Raw genomic sequence first — 14,388 nt, 5'->3', positions numbered from 1 at the left:
GCGCCACCCGAGGCCTGAGATCAGGCCTCGACCTCCTCGTCTTCTCCGTCGCCGTCGACATCCTCTTCCGCCTGCTCCAACTCGGCCGGATCAACCCAACCCAACAGGATGCGCGCGGTCATGACCATGTCCTGTGCCTCTTCCAGCGTCACGCCAAAAGGTTCAAGTACACCGTCATCCTTGATGCGTTCGCCATCAACCGTGGTCCAGCCACCGGCCAGTTCCCAGTCCGCGCAGGTTGCGAAATCTTCCAAAGTCTTCACATCGTCCTTGGCCAGCGCTTCTACCATCTGGGGTGTCAGGCCTTCGAATTCAATAAGGCTGTCCTCAGCGCCCAGCGCACGGGCTGCGTCCAGTGCTGCCTTGGCCTGCGCTTCCAGGAATTCACGTGCACGGGTTTGCAGTTCCTGTGCCGTGCCTTCATCAACGCCGTCAATGACCAGCAGTTCTTCGATTTCGACATAGGCAACCTCTTCGAGGTTAGTAAAGCCTTCGGACACCAGCAACTGAGCGAAGAACTCGTCCAGATCCAGCGTTTCCATGAACAATTGGGTGCGGGCTTCGAATTCTTTCTGACGACGCGCCGATTCCTCGGCTTCTGTCATGATGTCGATGTCCAGATTCGTCAGCTGGCTGGCTAGACGTACGTTTTGACCACGGCGGCCGATGGCCAGCGAAAGCTGTTCCTCGGGGACCACAACTTCGATCTTGCCGGCTTCTTCGTCCAGAACCACCTTGGAGACCTCGGCGGGCTGCAGCGCGTTCACCAGGAAGGTCGGTTGATCTTCGTTCCACGGAATGATGTCGATCTTTTCGCCCTGCAATTCGTTCACAACCGCCTGTACGCGGCTGCCGCGCATACCGACGCAAGCACCGACGGGGTCAATCGAACCGTCATACGAAATCACGGCGATCTTCGCGCGCGAGCCGGGGTCACGGGCCACGGCCTTGACCTCGATGATGCCGTCATAGATTTCCGGCACTTCCATCTTGAACAGTTCCGCCATGAATTCTGGCGCGGTGCGCGACAGGAAGATCTGGTGGCCACGAACCTCACGACGCACTTCCTTGATATACGCACGAACGCGGTCATTTGGGCGATAGCTTTCGCGACCGATCTTGTCATTGCGGCGCAGAACAGCCTCGGCACCGCCCAGATCGACGATGACATTGCCGAACTCCTCGCGCTTGACTGCACCGTTGATGATGGTGCCCGCACGATCCTTGAACTCTTCGTACTGACGATCACGTTCCGCTTCGCGGACTTTTTGCAGGATCACCTGTTTCGCGGACTGCGCTGCGATACGGCCCATTTCCACGGGGGGCACTTCTTCGACGAAGACGTCACCAACCTCGGGCGCTTCCATGTACTGGCGCGCCTGTTCGACAGTCATTTCCGCCTGATAGTTCTCAAGCTCTTCATCCTCGACCACGGTGCGCACACGAGTAAAGGTCGCCTTGCCGGTCTTACGGTCGATGGACACGCGAATGTCCATTTCCGCGCCGTAACGGCTCTTGGCGGCACGGGCGAGCGATTCCTCCATCGCTTCGACAACCAGACCGGGGTCGATCATCTTTTCGCGGGCCACGGCCTCGGCGGTCTGCAGCAGCTCCAGCTGGTTGGCTGAGGTGATTGCCATCAGTTCGTCTCCTCTTCGGACCCTTCGGTCTCAATCTCGTCGAAAGCGTTTTCGTTCAGGGCGCCGGCGTCCTTGCGCTGGCGCAGCATTTCCTTGATCAGATCATCGGTCAGGACCAGCTTGGCGTCGCTCAACCAGTCGAATTGCAGACCGATGGTGATCGTCTCATCTCCCTCGGGGATGTTGATCAGAACCTCATCCCCTTCGATCCCGGCCAATTCACCTTTGAAGCGGCGGCGACCGTCGATCAGCTCGGCCGTTTCGATCTTGGCCTCATAGCCTTCAAACGTCTCAAAATCCTTGAGGCGCGTGAGAGGGCGGTCGATACCGGGACTGGACACTTCCAGCGTATAGGCATCAAGGATCGGGTCTTCGACATCCAGCGTGGCGCTGACCGCGTTCGAAATCTCGGCACAGTCGTCCACTTCGATGCCGCCGTCGGGCTTGTCCGCCATGATCTGCAGCGTGGTCTGCTTACCGCTCATCAGGCGGATACGCACGAGTTCGTACCCCAGATCCTCGATCACGGGGGCGATGATCTCGGCCAGTCGCCGGTCAATGGCAGCTTTGGCTATCAAGTCGTTTGTCATCAGGTGCTCTACCCTTTAATCGGGCACAAAAAAACGGGCGCGCGGCCCGTCGAATTTTCCGGTGGAGCCTTGAACCAGAAGTCCAACGCGCCGCTGTTGAAACTGCATATACGCAGGATGGTCCGAGTCTGCAACCCCCGGCGGGATTCGCAGCCGAATTTACGCCATCCACCACCGTTCTGCGATACGGCCGTCGTCTAAAACCGAAGGTCCTGCAATATGGCGCGGCATTCCGACAGCACCAGCTACAGCAAGGGCCATGTCCGCTTCGGACGGGTGAAACCGAAGACCGCGGACACCCTGCATTTCCGCCTTATCCGGCAGAGCCGCCACATCGACATAACCATCGCGCAGCGCTTCGGCCCGAACCCCCGCGTCCGGAATTACGATAACCTCGATGGCATCGACCCATCCGGCCTGACCATCCTTGTAATGCCCCACCACACGGCGACCGAGGAAATGTCGCCCGTCTTCGGCCCGTTCGACGCGGTAACAGCCAGTGCCGTTGGCGGCATGTAATGGCGACACAGTTTGACCCGATCGTTTGACGACAAACCGGCTGTCTGCCAACATAAAGGGCAGACCCGGATTGGCCTGAGCCAGTTCCAAGTGCACGCGATTGGGGGCCATGGCTTCGGCGCGACCAACTTCCGCCAGAACGGCCAGAACGTCCGTAATTTCCAACGGTGTACCATCGTGGAAAACCGCATCATCACGCAGATCAAAGGTCCAGACCCGTGCGTCGGCGTCGGTCTGCCACCCTGTTGCAAGCTCACCCCGCAGCGTTCCGTCGGGCGCGATCTCGGTCAAAGAGTCGAAAACAGCCCCGCGTGCAACTTGTTCAAGGCTGTCGTCGCGCGGTACGGCCAGACGCAACGTGCCGCCTTTCTTCGGCGTGTCCGCCAAGGACGCACCGGTCGCCGCCAAAAGCGCGGCAGCGGCACCTGACGCAAACAAGGCACGGCGGTCAATCCGGGTCATGCCACACCCTCCGCCACGCGATCCATGATGCGCACAAGCTCGGCGCTGATGCCGGGTTCAGACAACGCATGGCCCGCCTGCCGCACCATCTTCAACTCGGCATTGGGCCAGCGTTCAGCCAGATTCCATGCGGCCTGAGGCGGGCAGATCATGTCGTACCGCCCCTGAACGATATGTCCGGGAATATCGGCGATCCGATCCATCTGATCCAGAATCTGCCCATCCCTCTCCAGAAACGCCTTGTTGATGAAATAGTGATTCTCGAGCCGCGCAAAGGTGCGGGCGTATTCACCCGGACTTTCGCCCACCGATCCGTTGGTATGGATCGAGGCCAGCGCATTTTCCCAATGCGACCAGGCGCGTGCATACAGGATCTCGGTCGCGCGATCGCCCGAGAACAGGCGCTTATTATAAGCAGCAATTGTATCGTCCAGCTCACCCTCGGGCAGCAGAGCGGTGAATTTTTGCCAGTGCTCGGGCCAGAACCGTCCGGCCCCACCGCCGTAGAACCAGTCCAACTCGGCCTGCGTGGCCAGAAACACACCGCGCAGCACCAGACGGCTGACCCGATCAGAATGCGTCTGCGCATAGATCAGAGCCAGCGTCGCCCCCCAGCTGCCGCCAAAAACGATCCACTCATCAATTTCGAACAGTTCGCGCAGCCGTTCGATATCAGCGACAAGATGCCACGTCGTGTTGTTTTCGACCGATGCTGTGGGCCGCGACCGACCACATCCGCGTTGATCAAACAGAATCACCCTGTACGCACGCGGATCAAAATAGCGCCGCATAGCAGGGCTGCAGCCGCCCCCTGGGCCTCCGTGAAGGATAACAACCGGTATCCCATCGGGATTGCCGCATTGTTCCACATAGATACGGTGCCCATCGCCCATATCGACCATGCGCTGATCGAACGGGTCGATCGGCGGGTACAGATATTGAACTGCGCGCTTTTGGTCCGGGTACTTGTCCATTATGGCCCTATATAGTCCTTAAGCGTAAAAGAGCATACGGAGACAGGAATGCAAGCGCATCCGAACACTGTGGACCCGTCCGAGATCGCAAAATTCGAGGCGATGGCGGCGGAATGGTGGGATCCCCACGGGAAATTCAAACCTCTGCACATGCTGAATCCGTGCCGTCTGGATTATATCACACAGCAGATTGCAGGTGAGTTTGACCGTGATCTGACCGCGCAAAACCCGTTCGAGGGTTTGCGCCTGCTGGATATCGGCTGCGGTGGTGGGTTGCTCAGTGAACCGATGGCGCGCTTGGGCGCGGCGGTCGTGGGTGCCGACGCCGCCGAACGCAATCTTCCTGTCGCTCGCATCCATGCGGAACAATCGGGCTTGGAGATTGACTATCGCCACACCACTGCCGAGGACATGGCAGCCGCTGGTGAGCAGTTCGACGTCGTGCTGAACATGGAAGTGGTTGAACACGTGGCCGACCCGCAAAGCTTCCTGACCGCCACGCAACACTTGCTGAAACCCGGTGGGCTGCAGATTTGTTCCACCATAAACCGTAATCCGAAATCATACGCGATGGCGATCTTCGGGGCCGAGGTGGTCATGCGCTGGTTGCCGCGCGGCACGCATGAGTGGAACAAGTTCATCACACCTGACGAACTGTTCGAGCTACTGCGCCAGGCCGGGCTGGACCCGGTGGATCGCAAGGGGTTTGTGTTCAACCCGATCTTGTGGAGCTGGTCGATCTCGGACCGGGACTTGAGCGTGAATTATGTGACGGCGAGCGTGAAGCCGGGGTCATAAAACTGGTGTGGAAAGAAAGAGCATAAAAAACCAAACAATAATTCGAGGCGATCGAAGTTGGCATTCCCGTTGCTGTTGCCTGCCAACACGTCCAAAAAAGCCAATAGATTGGTATTAAAACGATTGGAAAAATTATGTTTGGATGGTTGAAAAAACGAGTTTTAAACGCATCCGCGGATGCAATGAAAAACGATATCGAGCGCTTCACGGCTGGCTTAGAAGGTGCTGATGCCGAAGAAATTTCAACAATGTTGGTTATAGCAAATATTTTAAGGCTTAGAATGTTAGATAGCGGTGTGATTCCAGCCGCAGCACTCGACCTAAGCATCCCTCGGGATGAGGACGTTATGTATCAATGTGACATGTGTTCGTTAAAATTAGTAAATGGTGTAAAGAAATTCCAGAAAATCGGGCAGCCATCTGATGCGGCGGGTGCAATGATATGGCTTCATAGCGTTCGCGCGCTAAATGTTCCGGAAATTCGAGTATGTGGCCGTAAGATGTGGGGTCAGCTTGTTCGCGGCTTTCCTTATGTTGATAACACGCTGGGAACGATGCGAGCCGTAATGGGAACACGGCTTCATGAGAACATTGACGAAGAATTGAGGTTCATTCCAATTGGTTTAGAACCCATAGAGACAGGTGCAAACTAAAACGGCCGCTTAATCTTAGTGTTTTGTCGCGCAGGTTATTCAAACATGGCCAGTTCTAGCTTAAAACTAGAAACTGACGGACGTCGAAAATTGGAAAGCGTCTACCCCTACTCTCCCTCCAACTGCAACCGTAAATCCCTCAACACCGGCAGCGTGCTGCGGACGCGCTCCAGCCCCAGTTCTCCGACCACGCGGTTGATCAGCGGGGCAATCGACGAAATCGCCTGATCCCGTGCCCGCCGACCGGCGGGGCTGATCGCCACCATCTTGCGGCGGGCGTCGTCCCAGTCGGGGCGGATGTGGATGTATCCGGCCCATTCCAGCTTGGCCAAGGTGTTTGTCATGGCTCCACGCGTGACGTGGAAGGTGCTGGCCAGTTGCGCCGGGGTCCGCTCATCCCCCACAAACACCAGATGGTTCAGCACCGAGAAATGCGAGATTTCCATGCCCTTGGGCAGCACCCGGCTCAGCCGGTTGCGCAACAATTGGTCTGCAGTCAGAATCTCGCTGAACAGCGTGACCGCCAGGGCATTTTTTTCGTCCGTCATAAGTCCGGTTCTGGATCAGGGCCTGTCGAAAGGCCGCACATGCGTCAAAGAGGGCACACGTCGGCGCGCCTCTGTCACAGAACTATCATCCAAATCGAAAATGTGAATGCCCGGATCGGTACCTGCGTCGATCAGCACCTCCCCCCACGGGGCGACAACCATGCTGTGGCCGTGCGTGTAGCGGGTTTTTCCGCGCGTCTTGGGATGTTCTCCGGTCTGTGCCGGAGCCAGCACCCAACACCCGGTCTCGATCGCGCGGGCGCGCAACAGCGATTCCCAATGCGCGGCCCCTGTGACAGGCGAAAACGCCGCTGGAACCGTCAGGATGCGTGCCCCCGCCTGCGCCAGAGCAGCGTGCAAATTGGGGAAGCGGATATCGTAACAGATGGTCAGCCCCACCTTGCCAAAATCGGTCTCGGCAATCACGGCTTTCTCGCCCGGGCGGTAGTTCTTCGATTCGCGGAAGGTCTCGGATTCGGAAACCTGCACGTCAAACATATGGATTTTGTCATAGCGCGCCACGACCTGACCCTGCGGGTCGATCATGAAGCACCGGTTGGCAAAGCGTCCATCCGTGTCATGGGTTTTAATCCCCAGCGAACCGATCAAAAGCCACACACCCAGTCTGGCGGCCTCTTCGCGCAAGCCCGCCAGGGTGATGTCGTCTTCTTCATGCTGCAGAACCTCGCGCTGCCGCGTTGTGCTGGTCGAAACACAGTTCGTAACCTCAGGCGTCAAAACAAACCGCGCGCCTTGCCCAGCCGCCTCGGCCATCATGGCGCGCACCGTGTTCAGATTTTCGGCCGGATCGTCCGACGAGGTGATCTGCAGCAGCGCGGTCTTCATCAGGCCGCCAGCAACCGGTCGAGCTTGCCCTGACGTTCCAGTTCATACAGATCGTCACAGCCGCCTACATGCTGTGTTCCGATGAAGATCTGCGGCACCGTGCGCTTGCCACCGGCCCGTTTGATCATCTCGGGTTTGCGTTTGGGATGCATCAGCACGTCGACTTCTTTGAATTCAACGCCTTTCTGTTTCAGCAGACGTTTGGCCGCATGACAAAAACCGCATAGCGGCGAGGTATAAATTTCTACCGGCTTCATTTTCCGTTCCCTTTGGGTTTCGCGCAATCTTGGGCGAATTAGGCATCCTTGGCAACGCGCGCTAGAGCCAACACGAAAATATGATTTGCTCCTGCATCCTGGCATACACGGGCGCAGGCCGCCAGTGTTGCGCCAGATGTCATCACGTCATCCACTAGCAACACGTCCCGGTCGTTCAGATGCTGTACCCTGCGCGGGTGGATGCGAATCGCATCTTTCAGGATCTCGGCCCGTTCTTGCGCCGTTTTGCCATCCAGAACCGGTGTCCGTCTTTTTCGCACCAGCAGGTCCGGCACACAGTCCAGCCCACTGTCCTGACCCAGGTGCTGCGCCAACAGGGCCGATTGATTGTAACGCCGTTTGAGTAGACGGGACCAATGCAGCGGCACAGGGGCAATCACCATATCCGGTCGCAACAGCTCATGCCCTGCCTGCGCCATCCAACGCGCTGCCGGGCGGGCTAGCTCGGGCCGGTCGCCATGTTTCAAAGCCAGGATCAGCGCACGCGCCTTTCCATCATACAGCAACGCTGATCTGCCAGCCTTCCAGGGCGGCGGGGCTTTTAGGCAGCCGTCACACTCGATCCGATACCCATCCTGTGTGCCCATCAGCGGCACTCCGCAGCTTTCGCATACGGTGCCTCCAATAAAGGGCGTTTCGCGCCAACACGCCCCGCACAGGCCAAAATCTGACGCGGTAAGCGCGCCGCATCCCATACAACGAGGCGGGTAAATCAGTGCGAGTGCGGTTTGAATCCGCCGCGCGATGCGATACTTGCGAGCTATGAAGTTGCCCGAGTCCAACGCACCCTCTCTGTTTGATCGCAAAACTATCCTGCGCCACCGCGGACGTGCACAGGATGACGCCTTCTTCCTGCATCGCGCCGCGATTGACGAGGCGCAGGATCGGCTCTCTATAGTTAACAAAGCCTTTACAGCGCCTGCGATCGTGAGCCCGTTTCCACAGCTTTGGGACGGCATTTTTTCGGGAGCTACCTTGGTCCAGGATGACGACGTTCTGGCACTGCAGCCCGGCGCCCATGATCTGGTCATCCACGCGATGGCCCTGCATTGCGCCAATGATCCGGTTGGGCAGCTGATTCAATGCCACAGGTCGCTGCAACCTGACGGGCTTTTGCTGGTCTTATGTTTGGGCGGCGAAACACTTCACGAACTGCGCGCGGCTTTGGGGCAAGCCGAAGTCGAAAGTACAGGCGGGCTGAGCCCCCGTGTCGCACCAATGGCCGAGCTGAGAGATCTGGGCGGGCTGCTACAACGGGCAGGTCTGGCCTTGCCCGTGGCGGATTCGATACCTCTGACGGCGGAATACCGCGACATTTGGCATCTGATGCGCGATCTGCGCCATATGGGCGAAACCAACGCTTTGTCTGCACGGCTAAAACGCCCGACCAGACGGACCGTGTTCGAGGCCGCACAACGTATCTATGCGGATCACTTTTCGACCGACTCAGGCCGCTTGACCGCCACTTTCGAATTGATCTGTCTGACCGGTTGGTCGCCGCACGATAGCCAACCCAAACCCCTGCGCCCAGGATCGGCCCAAGCCCGTCTGGCTGACGCCTTGCGCACCACCGAGGGCAAACTGCCTGATTGACGTGCGGATAAATCCCCTTATCTCAGGCCGGACCATAAGAAATTTAGGAAGTCCCATATGTTCGACGCTATCCGCCCTGCACACGCTCCTACGGATCATCCCAAGATCAGGATGGGCCGCGTCGGCATTCTGCTGGCAAATCTGGGTACACCGGATGACTATACATATTGGCCGATGCGCCGTTATCTGAACGAGTTTCTGTCGGACCAGCGCGTCATCGACTATCCGAAATGGAAATGGCAGCCGATTCTGCAGGCCATAATCCTAAGCAAACGGCCTTTTAGCTCAGGCGAAGCTTATAAATCGATCTGGAATCACGACAAAGGCGAAAGCCCTTTGATGACGATCACCAAGGATCAGACCGCCAAGCTTAAGGCGGCGATGCATGACCGCTATGGCGATCAGGTGATGGTCGATTTTTGTATGCGATATGGCAACCCTTCAACCAAGTCCAAGGTACGTGAAATGGTGGCGGCAGGGTGTGACCGCATTCTGTTCTTCCCGCTCTACCCGCAATACGCAGGCGCAACGACGGCCACAGCCAATGACCAGTTCTTCCGTGCGTTGATGGAAGAGGCCTGGCAACCAGCATCTCGCACTGTGCCCGCCTATTTCGACCAGGCCAGTTACATCGACGCGCTGGCGCAATCTGTCGAGCGCGCCTATGCGGCAATGGAGACAAAACCCGACATTCTGGTCTGTTCGTACCACGGAATGCCAGATCGCTATCTTCAGCAAGGCGATCCCTATCACTGCCAGTGCGCCAAGACATCACGTCTGCTGAAAGAGCGGTTGGGCTGGTCGGATGATCAACTGGTTTCGACCTTCCAATCTCGATTCGGTCCCGAGGAATGGCTGAAGCCTTACACCGTGGATCACGTGGCGGATCTGGCAAAGCAGGGTAAGAAAAACATTGCCGTCATCGCGCCCGCGTTCTCAGCCGATTGCATCGAAACGCTGGAAGAGATCAACGAAGAGATCAAGGAAAGCTTTGAAGAGGCGGGAGGCGAGACCTTCACCTATATTCCATGCCTGAACGACGACGATGCGCACATAGCGGCCCTTGGGAAGGTGGTCGAAGATAACCTGCGCGGTTGGCTGGAATAATTTCGCTCGGGCGATCGCCACGGTGGACGGGCGATTCGTTCAACAATGAATCCCCGAGGGCCGAGACAAACAGTCGGAAATAAAAAAGGCGGTGGATTGCTCCACCGCCTTTTTCAAGAATTCCGTGTTGGCTTAGCTTGCAGCAACAGCAGCAGCAACAACAACCAGCAGGATCAGCGGCAGGATGATGCCCTGCGACGAACCTTGAGTTTCTTCAACAACAACAGGTGCTTCAACAACCGGCTCTTCCAGGTTGCCAGCGTATGCGGTCGAAGCTGCGGCGGTCAGAGCTGCGGCGAGAACGAGTTTTTTCATATTAACCTCCAGAATTTGCACGGTTCCAATGCCCGGAACCGCGCACCTAAGACTTACCTCGTGTTTTTTTCTAATCAGCATTGGCGCTGGATTGCAATTGCAACTTGAGCGCTAAGCGGCTTCGCGAAGGAAAATGTCGTCAAATTAGCAACACTTGCGTGCCGACCTTCGCCATAGAAAACAGTTCAGCAATATCATCGTTGAAGAGGCCAATACAGCCATTCGACGAACGTCGCCCAATTTTGCGCGTATCGTGGGTGCCGTGAATGCGATAATATTTCCAGCCCAGATATAAAGCGTGCGTTCCCAGAGGGTTATCTGGCCCCGGCGGGATATAGTCGGGCCATTCCGGATTTCTTCTCTTCATCGACGGTGTCGGCGACCAACTGGGGCCTTCAACTTTGCGGATCACGCTGGTGCGCCCGCGACGGGTCATCTCTTCGGTCAAAGGCACCGAAGATGGATAGAGTTTGTATACGGATTGATCATCTGACCAATAATGCAGCGCGCGAGACACGGTATCGACCAGAATAGCGCCGTTTCTGGTGTTCGAGAAATACGGCTGCCAGTCCAAAGCCCGGAAACCGGACACGTTGCGACGCACGGGCGGCTCGGGTTCAGGCGCGGGGCGCAGCGGATCACCCGGAATGTACTGGGCCAGCGCCGGAGACGCCAACGACGCGGTAGCACCGGTCAGAAACCCCCGGCGTGTGGGCGACAGAAAACGCTTTTTGTCCATGACAATGGGTCCTGTGTTCTGGAGAGTTCTGAAATCTGGCCTATTCTATTGCGAGAATGCTTCAGTCGCAAACCAAACCGGCAGAATCACGCGAGTAATGACGAATGTACGTTTGCTCAGCGCAGTCAGGCACGCTATGCCGGGTGACAACACAATTATCAGGTCGATCATGACGCGTATCGTTTCTTTACTGTTGATTTGCTTTGTCGCACTTGCGGCATGTACTGACACCCGCACCACGGCCATTGGCGCAGATGGCCGCCCCTTGCCGACGGTTTACAAGATTCGCGGCAACCCGGAAAAGCTGCAGTTCCGTATGTTGGATTCGGTCAACGCTCTGCGGCAGGCTCAGGGTCTGCAGGCAGTGCAGTTGAACTCTCAGCTTAACGCGGCGGCAGCAACGCATTCCAAGGATATGGCCCGACAAAACCGGCCCTGGCACTTTGGGTCAGATGGTTCTTCGCCGATCGATCGGGCCGCGCGGGTCGGGTATTTCGGCACATTTCTGGGCGAGGCCATTTCCGAAACCTACGAGACCGAGACCGAGACACTGGCAGCCTGGATGCAAGAACCGGGACCGCGCGCTGTCATCATGGACCCTAAGGCAACCCAGATGGGGTTCGCCTGGCATCAGGAAAGCGGTGGAAAAATCTGGTGGACGCTGGAAATGGGATCCGGCGGCTGATCCAGATCTGCCTAAAAAAGCCCCCGGAAAACGGGGGCTTTTTTAGTCTTTTAAGCAGCTTGCATAGATTGAGCTTCGGTCAATATCGCATAGAGCTTAACCGGATCTGGGTTCGCTCGCAGCTTGGTGCAGACCGAAGTATCTCGCAACGTGCGCGACACCAATGCCAGCGCCTTGAGATGATCCACGCCCGCCTCTTCCGGCGCAAACAGCGCAAAAGCGATGTCTACAGGCTGTCGATCAACCGACCCGAAATCGATGGGTTTTTCCAGCATGACAAACACGCCCGAAACCGCTTCAAGCCCGGCCAGGCGCGCATGCGGCAAAGCCACACCATGCCCAACGCCAGTGGGGCCAAGGCTTTCGCGCTCAAGCAGGCAATCAACGACGGCCTGAGCATCAAGGCTCCGGGTCGCGGCGGCGACGTCGCCGATTTCCTGAAACAACCGCTTCTTGCTGGAAGCGGCCGAGAGTACACGTACTGCCTCGGGCTTGAGAATGCTCGAAAGCTCCATGATCACGCTCCATGGAACGGCACCCGCCTTGGCGGGTGCGGTCCCGTTTTCTTGCCTGTTACGGATCGATCCAGCCGATGTTACCGTCATCGCGACGGTAGACAACGTTCAATCCATCCTTGTTCTCATTCCTGAACACCAGCACCGGAGCGCCAGCAAGTTCCATTTGCATCACGGCTTCCCCAACGCTCAGAGACGGAATTTTCGTCTCCATCTCAGCCACAATCATGGGCTGCAGCGATTCGGGTTCGTTTGCCGTGTCCGATTCGTCAGAGGCGAGGATATAAGAGGACGCACCAAAGAGTTCAACCGGCTCTGAACGGTCCTTGTGGTGATCCTTCAGTCGGCGCTTATAGCGGCGCAGTTGGGTTTCCATCTTGTCACAGCATGCCTCGAATGCTGCATAAATCTCAGTTGCGTGCGCCTTGGCCTGGGCGGTAAGGCCCGTCGACAGATGCACAGTTGTTTCGCATACATATTCATGCGCTGAACGGGAAAAGACGACGTTGGCATCTGTTGGCCGCTGAGCATATTTGCCCACAACCTCGCCCAGCTCGGTCTGCACGTGTGTCTGCAGGGCCGCGCCGATGTCGATCTGTTTTCCGCTGATTTGGTAACGCATGTGATCTCCTTCACAATTCACACCCATTCTGACGTCGCAGTCCGCGACGAACTTGTTTTTATCGGGTGGGGGGTCGCGACATTTTCTGCGGTTGCCTTAAAACCTGCCCTTCGAAGAAGGGACATCGAGATCCAGACTGGAACCGAGTAAATGCCATAGACCAATTGAGGCAAGAGACGAAGGAAGAGTCAATCAAAACAGGCGTGTATATACGCGATTTCCGTCGTGAACCGGATGCCATTCAGCACAACCCTATGAAATACGGAAGTTTTCGCCCAAATAGACCCGACGCACATTCTCGTTTTCGACAACTTCATCAGGTGTGCCAGACATCAGCACCTGGCCATCATGCAGGATATAGGCGCGATCCACAATTTCCAGCGTTTCCCGGACGTTGTGATCTGTGATCAGAACACCGATTCCCCGTTTTTTCAGGTCAGCCACCAGATGCCGAATATCCCCGACACTGATCGGGTCGACGCCTGCAAAGGGTTCGTCCAAGAGCAGATATTTCGGATCTGCTGCCAAACAGCGCGCGATCTCGACACGGCGGCGCTCACCACCCGAAAGCGCCAAGGCCGGGGCCCGGCGCAAATGCTCGATAGAGAAATCAGACAGCAGTTCTTCCAGCCGCTCTTTGCGCCGATGGGCGTGTGCGACAGTGATGTCCAGAACGGCGGCGATGTTGTCCTCGACGCTCATCCCGCGGAAAATCGACATTTCCTGTGGCAGATAGCCGATCCCCATTCGAGCGCGCCGATACATCGGCAAGGTCGTGACATTCTGGCCGTCGATTGTCACTTTACCCGCCTCGGGAAACACAAGACCCGCCACGGAATAGAAAGTTGTGGTTTTACCCGATCCGTTTGGTCCCAGCAGCGCCACGACCTCGGACCGGTCCAGTGTCATGGAAACCTCTCGGATAACCGTCTTTTTCCGATAAGACTTTCGCAGCTTCTCGATACGTAGGCCTGAACTGCCCTCGGCCACAGAAAGCTCGGGGCGCGCCATCAGTTGTTGCCCTGCTGCAAGATCGTTTTGACACGCCCTGTCATCGTTGCGGTACCCGTCGTCAGATTGGCGTTCATCTGATCGCCGCTGATAACACTGGGGCCCTGTGTCAGAAGGACGTTCCCCTTCATCACGATCACGCCCGAGTCGATTGTGTATTCTGCCCAATCGCCTTCAGCAGCGTCAGGTGGGCTGACCAGAACCACGTTTTCGCTTGCCTCCATCCGTTCGATGGCCGAGCGTTCCTGATTGTAGATCACCAAAACCCGTTCAGCTGTCAGCCGCATTTCACCCTGTACAACGATGACATCTCCAAGGAACTCGGCAGAGCCGTCTTCCTGGTTCACATTCAGCGTTTCAGACGTCACCTCGACCGGCAGACTTGGGTCGGCATTCGCAGAACCAAAGGCCACCTGCGCTTCTTGCGCAGTCGCGGACCCGGCACCCACAATTACAGCGAGACACAGAGGAACAAAACGAAAATCGAACACAG

At 57.1% G+C, this 14,388-nt stretch carries 20 protein-coding genes; 5 read left to right on the top strand and 15 right to left on the bottom strand.

The annotated features are described in order from the left end of the window. Positions 1-20: 20 nt before the first annotated feature. From nusA to pip, 4 genes are all read right to left on the bottom strand, one after another. Positions 21-1,640, bottom strand: coding sequence for a transcription termination factor NusA (nusA, locus tag I9187_RS17175; RefSeq protein ID WP_171181168.1), 1,620 nt, complete (start codon positions 1,638-1,640; stop codon positions 21-23). Then, positions 1,640-2,230, bottom strand: a complete 591-nt coding sequence (gene rimP, locus I9187_RS17170; RefSeq protein ID WP_171181146.1) for a ribosome maturation factor RimP — start codon at positions 2,228-2,230, stop codon at positions 1,640-1,642. The genes nusA and rimP overlap by 1 nt, the downstream gene beginning before the upstream one ends. Positions 2,231-2,389: 159 nt before the next feature. Then, entirely contained in the window at positions 2,390-3,211 is an 822-nt protein-coding gene (locus I9187_RS17165) for an ABC transporter substrate-binding protein (RefSeq protein ID WP_171181142.1), read from the bottom strand. Continuing rightward, entirely contained in the window at positions 3,208-4,185 is a 978-nt protein-coding gene (gene pip, locus I9187_RS17160) for a prolyl aminopeptidase (protein WP_171181140.1), read from the bottom strand. The genes I9187_RS17165 and pip overlap by 4 nt, the downstream gene beginning before the upstream one ends. A gap of 48 nt (positions 4,186-4,233) precedes the next feature. Here pip and ubiG point away from each other — a divergent pair, with 48 nt between their 5' ends. Both ubiG and I9187_RS17150 read left to right on the top strand, forming a co-directional pair. Next, positions 4,234-4,983: a bifunctional 2-polyprenyl-6-hydroxyphenol methylase/3-demethylubiquinol 3-O-methyltransferase UbiG gene (gene ubiG / locus I9187_RS17155; RefSeq protein WP_171181138.1), complete on the top strand. Its 750-nt coding sequence runs from the start codon at positions 4,234-4,236 to the stop codon at positions 4,981-4,983. A 134-nt stretch (positions 4,984-5,117) separates the two neighbouring features. Next, a complete protein-coding gene (locus I9187_RS17150; protein WP_171181136.1) occupies positions 5,118-5,636 on the top strand; it encodes a hypothetical protein in 519 nt (172 codons plus the stop codon). Between the two features lie 107 nt (positions 5,637-5,743). Here the strand turns inward: I9187_RS17150 and I9187_RS17145 are convergent, their stop codons facing one another. From I9187_RS17145 to I9187_RS17130, 4 genes are read right to left on the bottom strand one after another with little or no spacing between them, the layout of a single operon-like run. Next, positions 5,744-6,184: a MarR family transcriptional regulator gene (locus I9187_RS17145; protein WP_170334681.1), complete on the bottom strand. Its 441-nt coding sequence runs from the start codon at positions 6,182-6,184 to the stop codon at positions 5,744-5,746. 15 nt (positions 6,185-6,199) lie between these two features. Beyond that, positions 6,200-7,030: a carbon-nitrogen hydrolase family protein gene (locus I9187_RS17140; RefSeq protein WP_171181134.1), complete on the bottom strand. Its 831-nt coding sequence runs from the start codon at positions 7,028-7,030 to the stop codon at positions 6,200-6,202. After that, entirely contained in the window at positions 7,030-7,287 is a 258-nt protein-coding gene (gene grxC / locus I9187_RS17135) for a glutaredoxin 3 (protein ID WP_171181132.1), read from the bottom strand. The genes I9187_RS17140 and grxC overlap by 1 nt, the downstream gene beginning before the upstream one ends. 38 nt (positions 7,288-7,325) lie before the next feature. Beyond that, positions 7,326-8,054 (bottom strand): ComF family protein, encoded by a 729-nt coding sequence (locus I9187_RS17130; protein WP_171238835.1) that lies wholly within the window; start codon positions 8,052-8,054, stop codon positions 7,326-7,328. Positions 8,055-8,070: 16 nt separating this feature from the next. Between I9187_RS17130 and I9187_RS17125 the strand changes: the two genes are divergently transcribed. Next, positions 8,071-8,901 (top strand): SAM-dependent methyltransferase, encoded by an 831-nt coding sequence (locus I9187_RS17125; protein WP_171181130.1) that lies wholly within the window; start codon positions 8,071-8,073, stop codon positions 8,899-8,901. A 57-nt stretch (positions 8,902-8,958) separates the two neighbouring features. Then, positions 8,959-10,008 carry a ferrochelatase gene (gene hemH, locus I9187_RS17120; RefSeq protein ID WP_171181128.1) on the top strand — a complete coding sequence of 350 codons (1,050 nt, stop codon included), beginning with the start codon at positions 8,959-8,961 and terminating at the stop codon, positions 10,006-10,008. 132 nt (positions 10,009-10,140) lie between these two features. On the opposite strand, the gene I9187_RS17115 is transcribed toward hemH, so the two are convergent. The 3 genes from I9187_RS17115 to I9187_RS22135 form a co-directional block, all read right to left on the bottom strand. After that, complete coding sequence (locus I9187_RS17115) at positions 10,141-10,323, bottom strand: hypothetical protein (protein WP_010442520.1); 183 nt, start codon at positions 10,321-10,323, stop codon at positions 10,141-10,143. A gap of 139 nt (positions 10,324-10,462) precedes the next feature. After that, on the bottom strand, positions 10,463-11,062 hold the full coding sequence (locus tag I9187_RS17110) for a L,D-transpeptidase (RefSeq protein WP_171181126.1): 600 nt from the start codon (positions 11,060-11,062) through the stop codon (positions 10,463-10,465). Between the two features lie 45 nt (positions 11,063-11,107). Then, a complete protein-coding gene (locus I9187_RS22135; protein WP_256368706.1) occupies positions 11,108-11,233 on the bottom strand; it encodes a hypothetical protein in 126 nt (41 codons plus the stop codon). Here I9187_RS22135 and I9187_RS17105 point away from each other — a divergent pair. Next, on the top strand, positions 11,232-11,747 hold the full coding sequence (locus I9187_RS17105) for a CAP domain-containing protein (RefSeq protein WP_171181124.1): 516 nt from the start codon (positions 11,232-11,234) through the stop codon (positions 11,745-11,747). The two genes, I9187_RS22135 and I9187_RS17105, sit on opposite strands and share 2 nt — an antisense overlap. Positions 11,748-11,797: 50 nt before the next feature. Here I9187_RS17105 and I9187_RS17100 read toward each other — a convergent pair whose 3' ends face one another. The 4 genes from I9187_RS17100 to I9187_RS17085 all read right to left on the bottom strand — a co-directional run bounded on the left by I9187_RS17100 (position 11,798) and on the right by I9187_RS17085 (position 14,386). Further along, positions 11,798-12,262, bottom strand: coding sequence for a PTS sugar transporter subunit IIA (locus tag I9187_RS17100; RefSeq protein ID WP_171181242.1), 465 nt, complete (start codon positions 12,260-12,262; stop codon positions 11,798-11,800). Positions 12,263-12,320: 58 nt separating this feature from the next. Continuing rightward, positions 12,321-12,884 (bottom strand): ribosome-associated translation inhibitor RaiA, encoded by a 564-nt coding sequence (gene raiA, locus I9187_RS17095; protein ID WP_171181122.1) that lies wholly within the window; start codon positions 12,882-12,884, stop codon positions 12,321-12,323. A 252-nt stretch (positions 12,885-13,136) separates the two neighbouring features. Continuing rightward, entirely contained in the window at positions 13,137-13,895 is a 759-nt protein-coding gene (gene lptB / locus I9187_RS17090; RefSeq protein WP_171181120.1) for an LPS export ABC transporter ATP-binding protein, read from the bottom strand. After that, positions 13,895-14,386 carry an LptA/OstA family protein gene (locus I9187_RS17085; RefSeq protein WP_171181118.1) on the bottom strand — a complete coding sequence of 164 codons (492 nt, stop codon included), beginning with the start codon at positions 14,384-14,386 and terminating at the stop codon, positions 13,895-13,897. The genes lptB and I9187_RS17085 overlap by 1 nt, the downstream gene beginning before the upstream one ends. Positions 14,387-14,388 lie beyond the last annotated feature (2 nt).

The organism is Ruegeria sp. HKCCE4148 (assembly GCF_017872495.1).
Lineage (GTDB): Bacteria > Pseudomonadota > Alphaproteobacteria > Rhodobacterales > Rhodobacteraceae > Ruegeria.
This window is presented reverse-complemented; position numbering and strand designations above follow the sequence as displayed.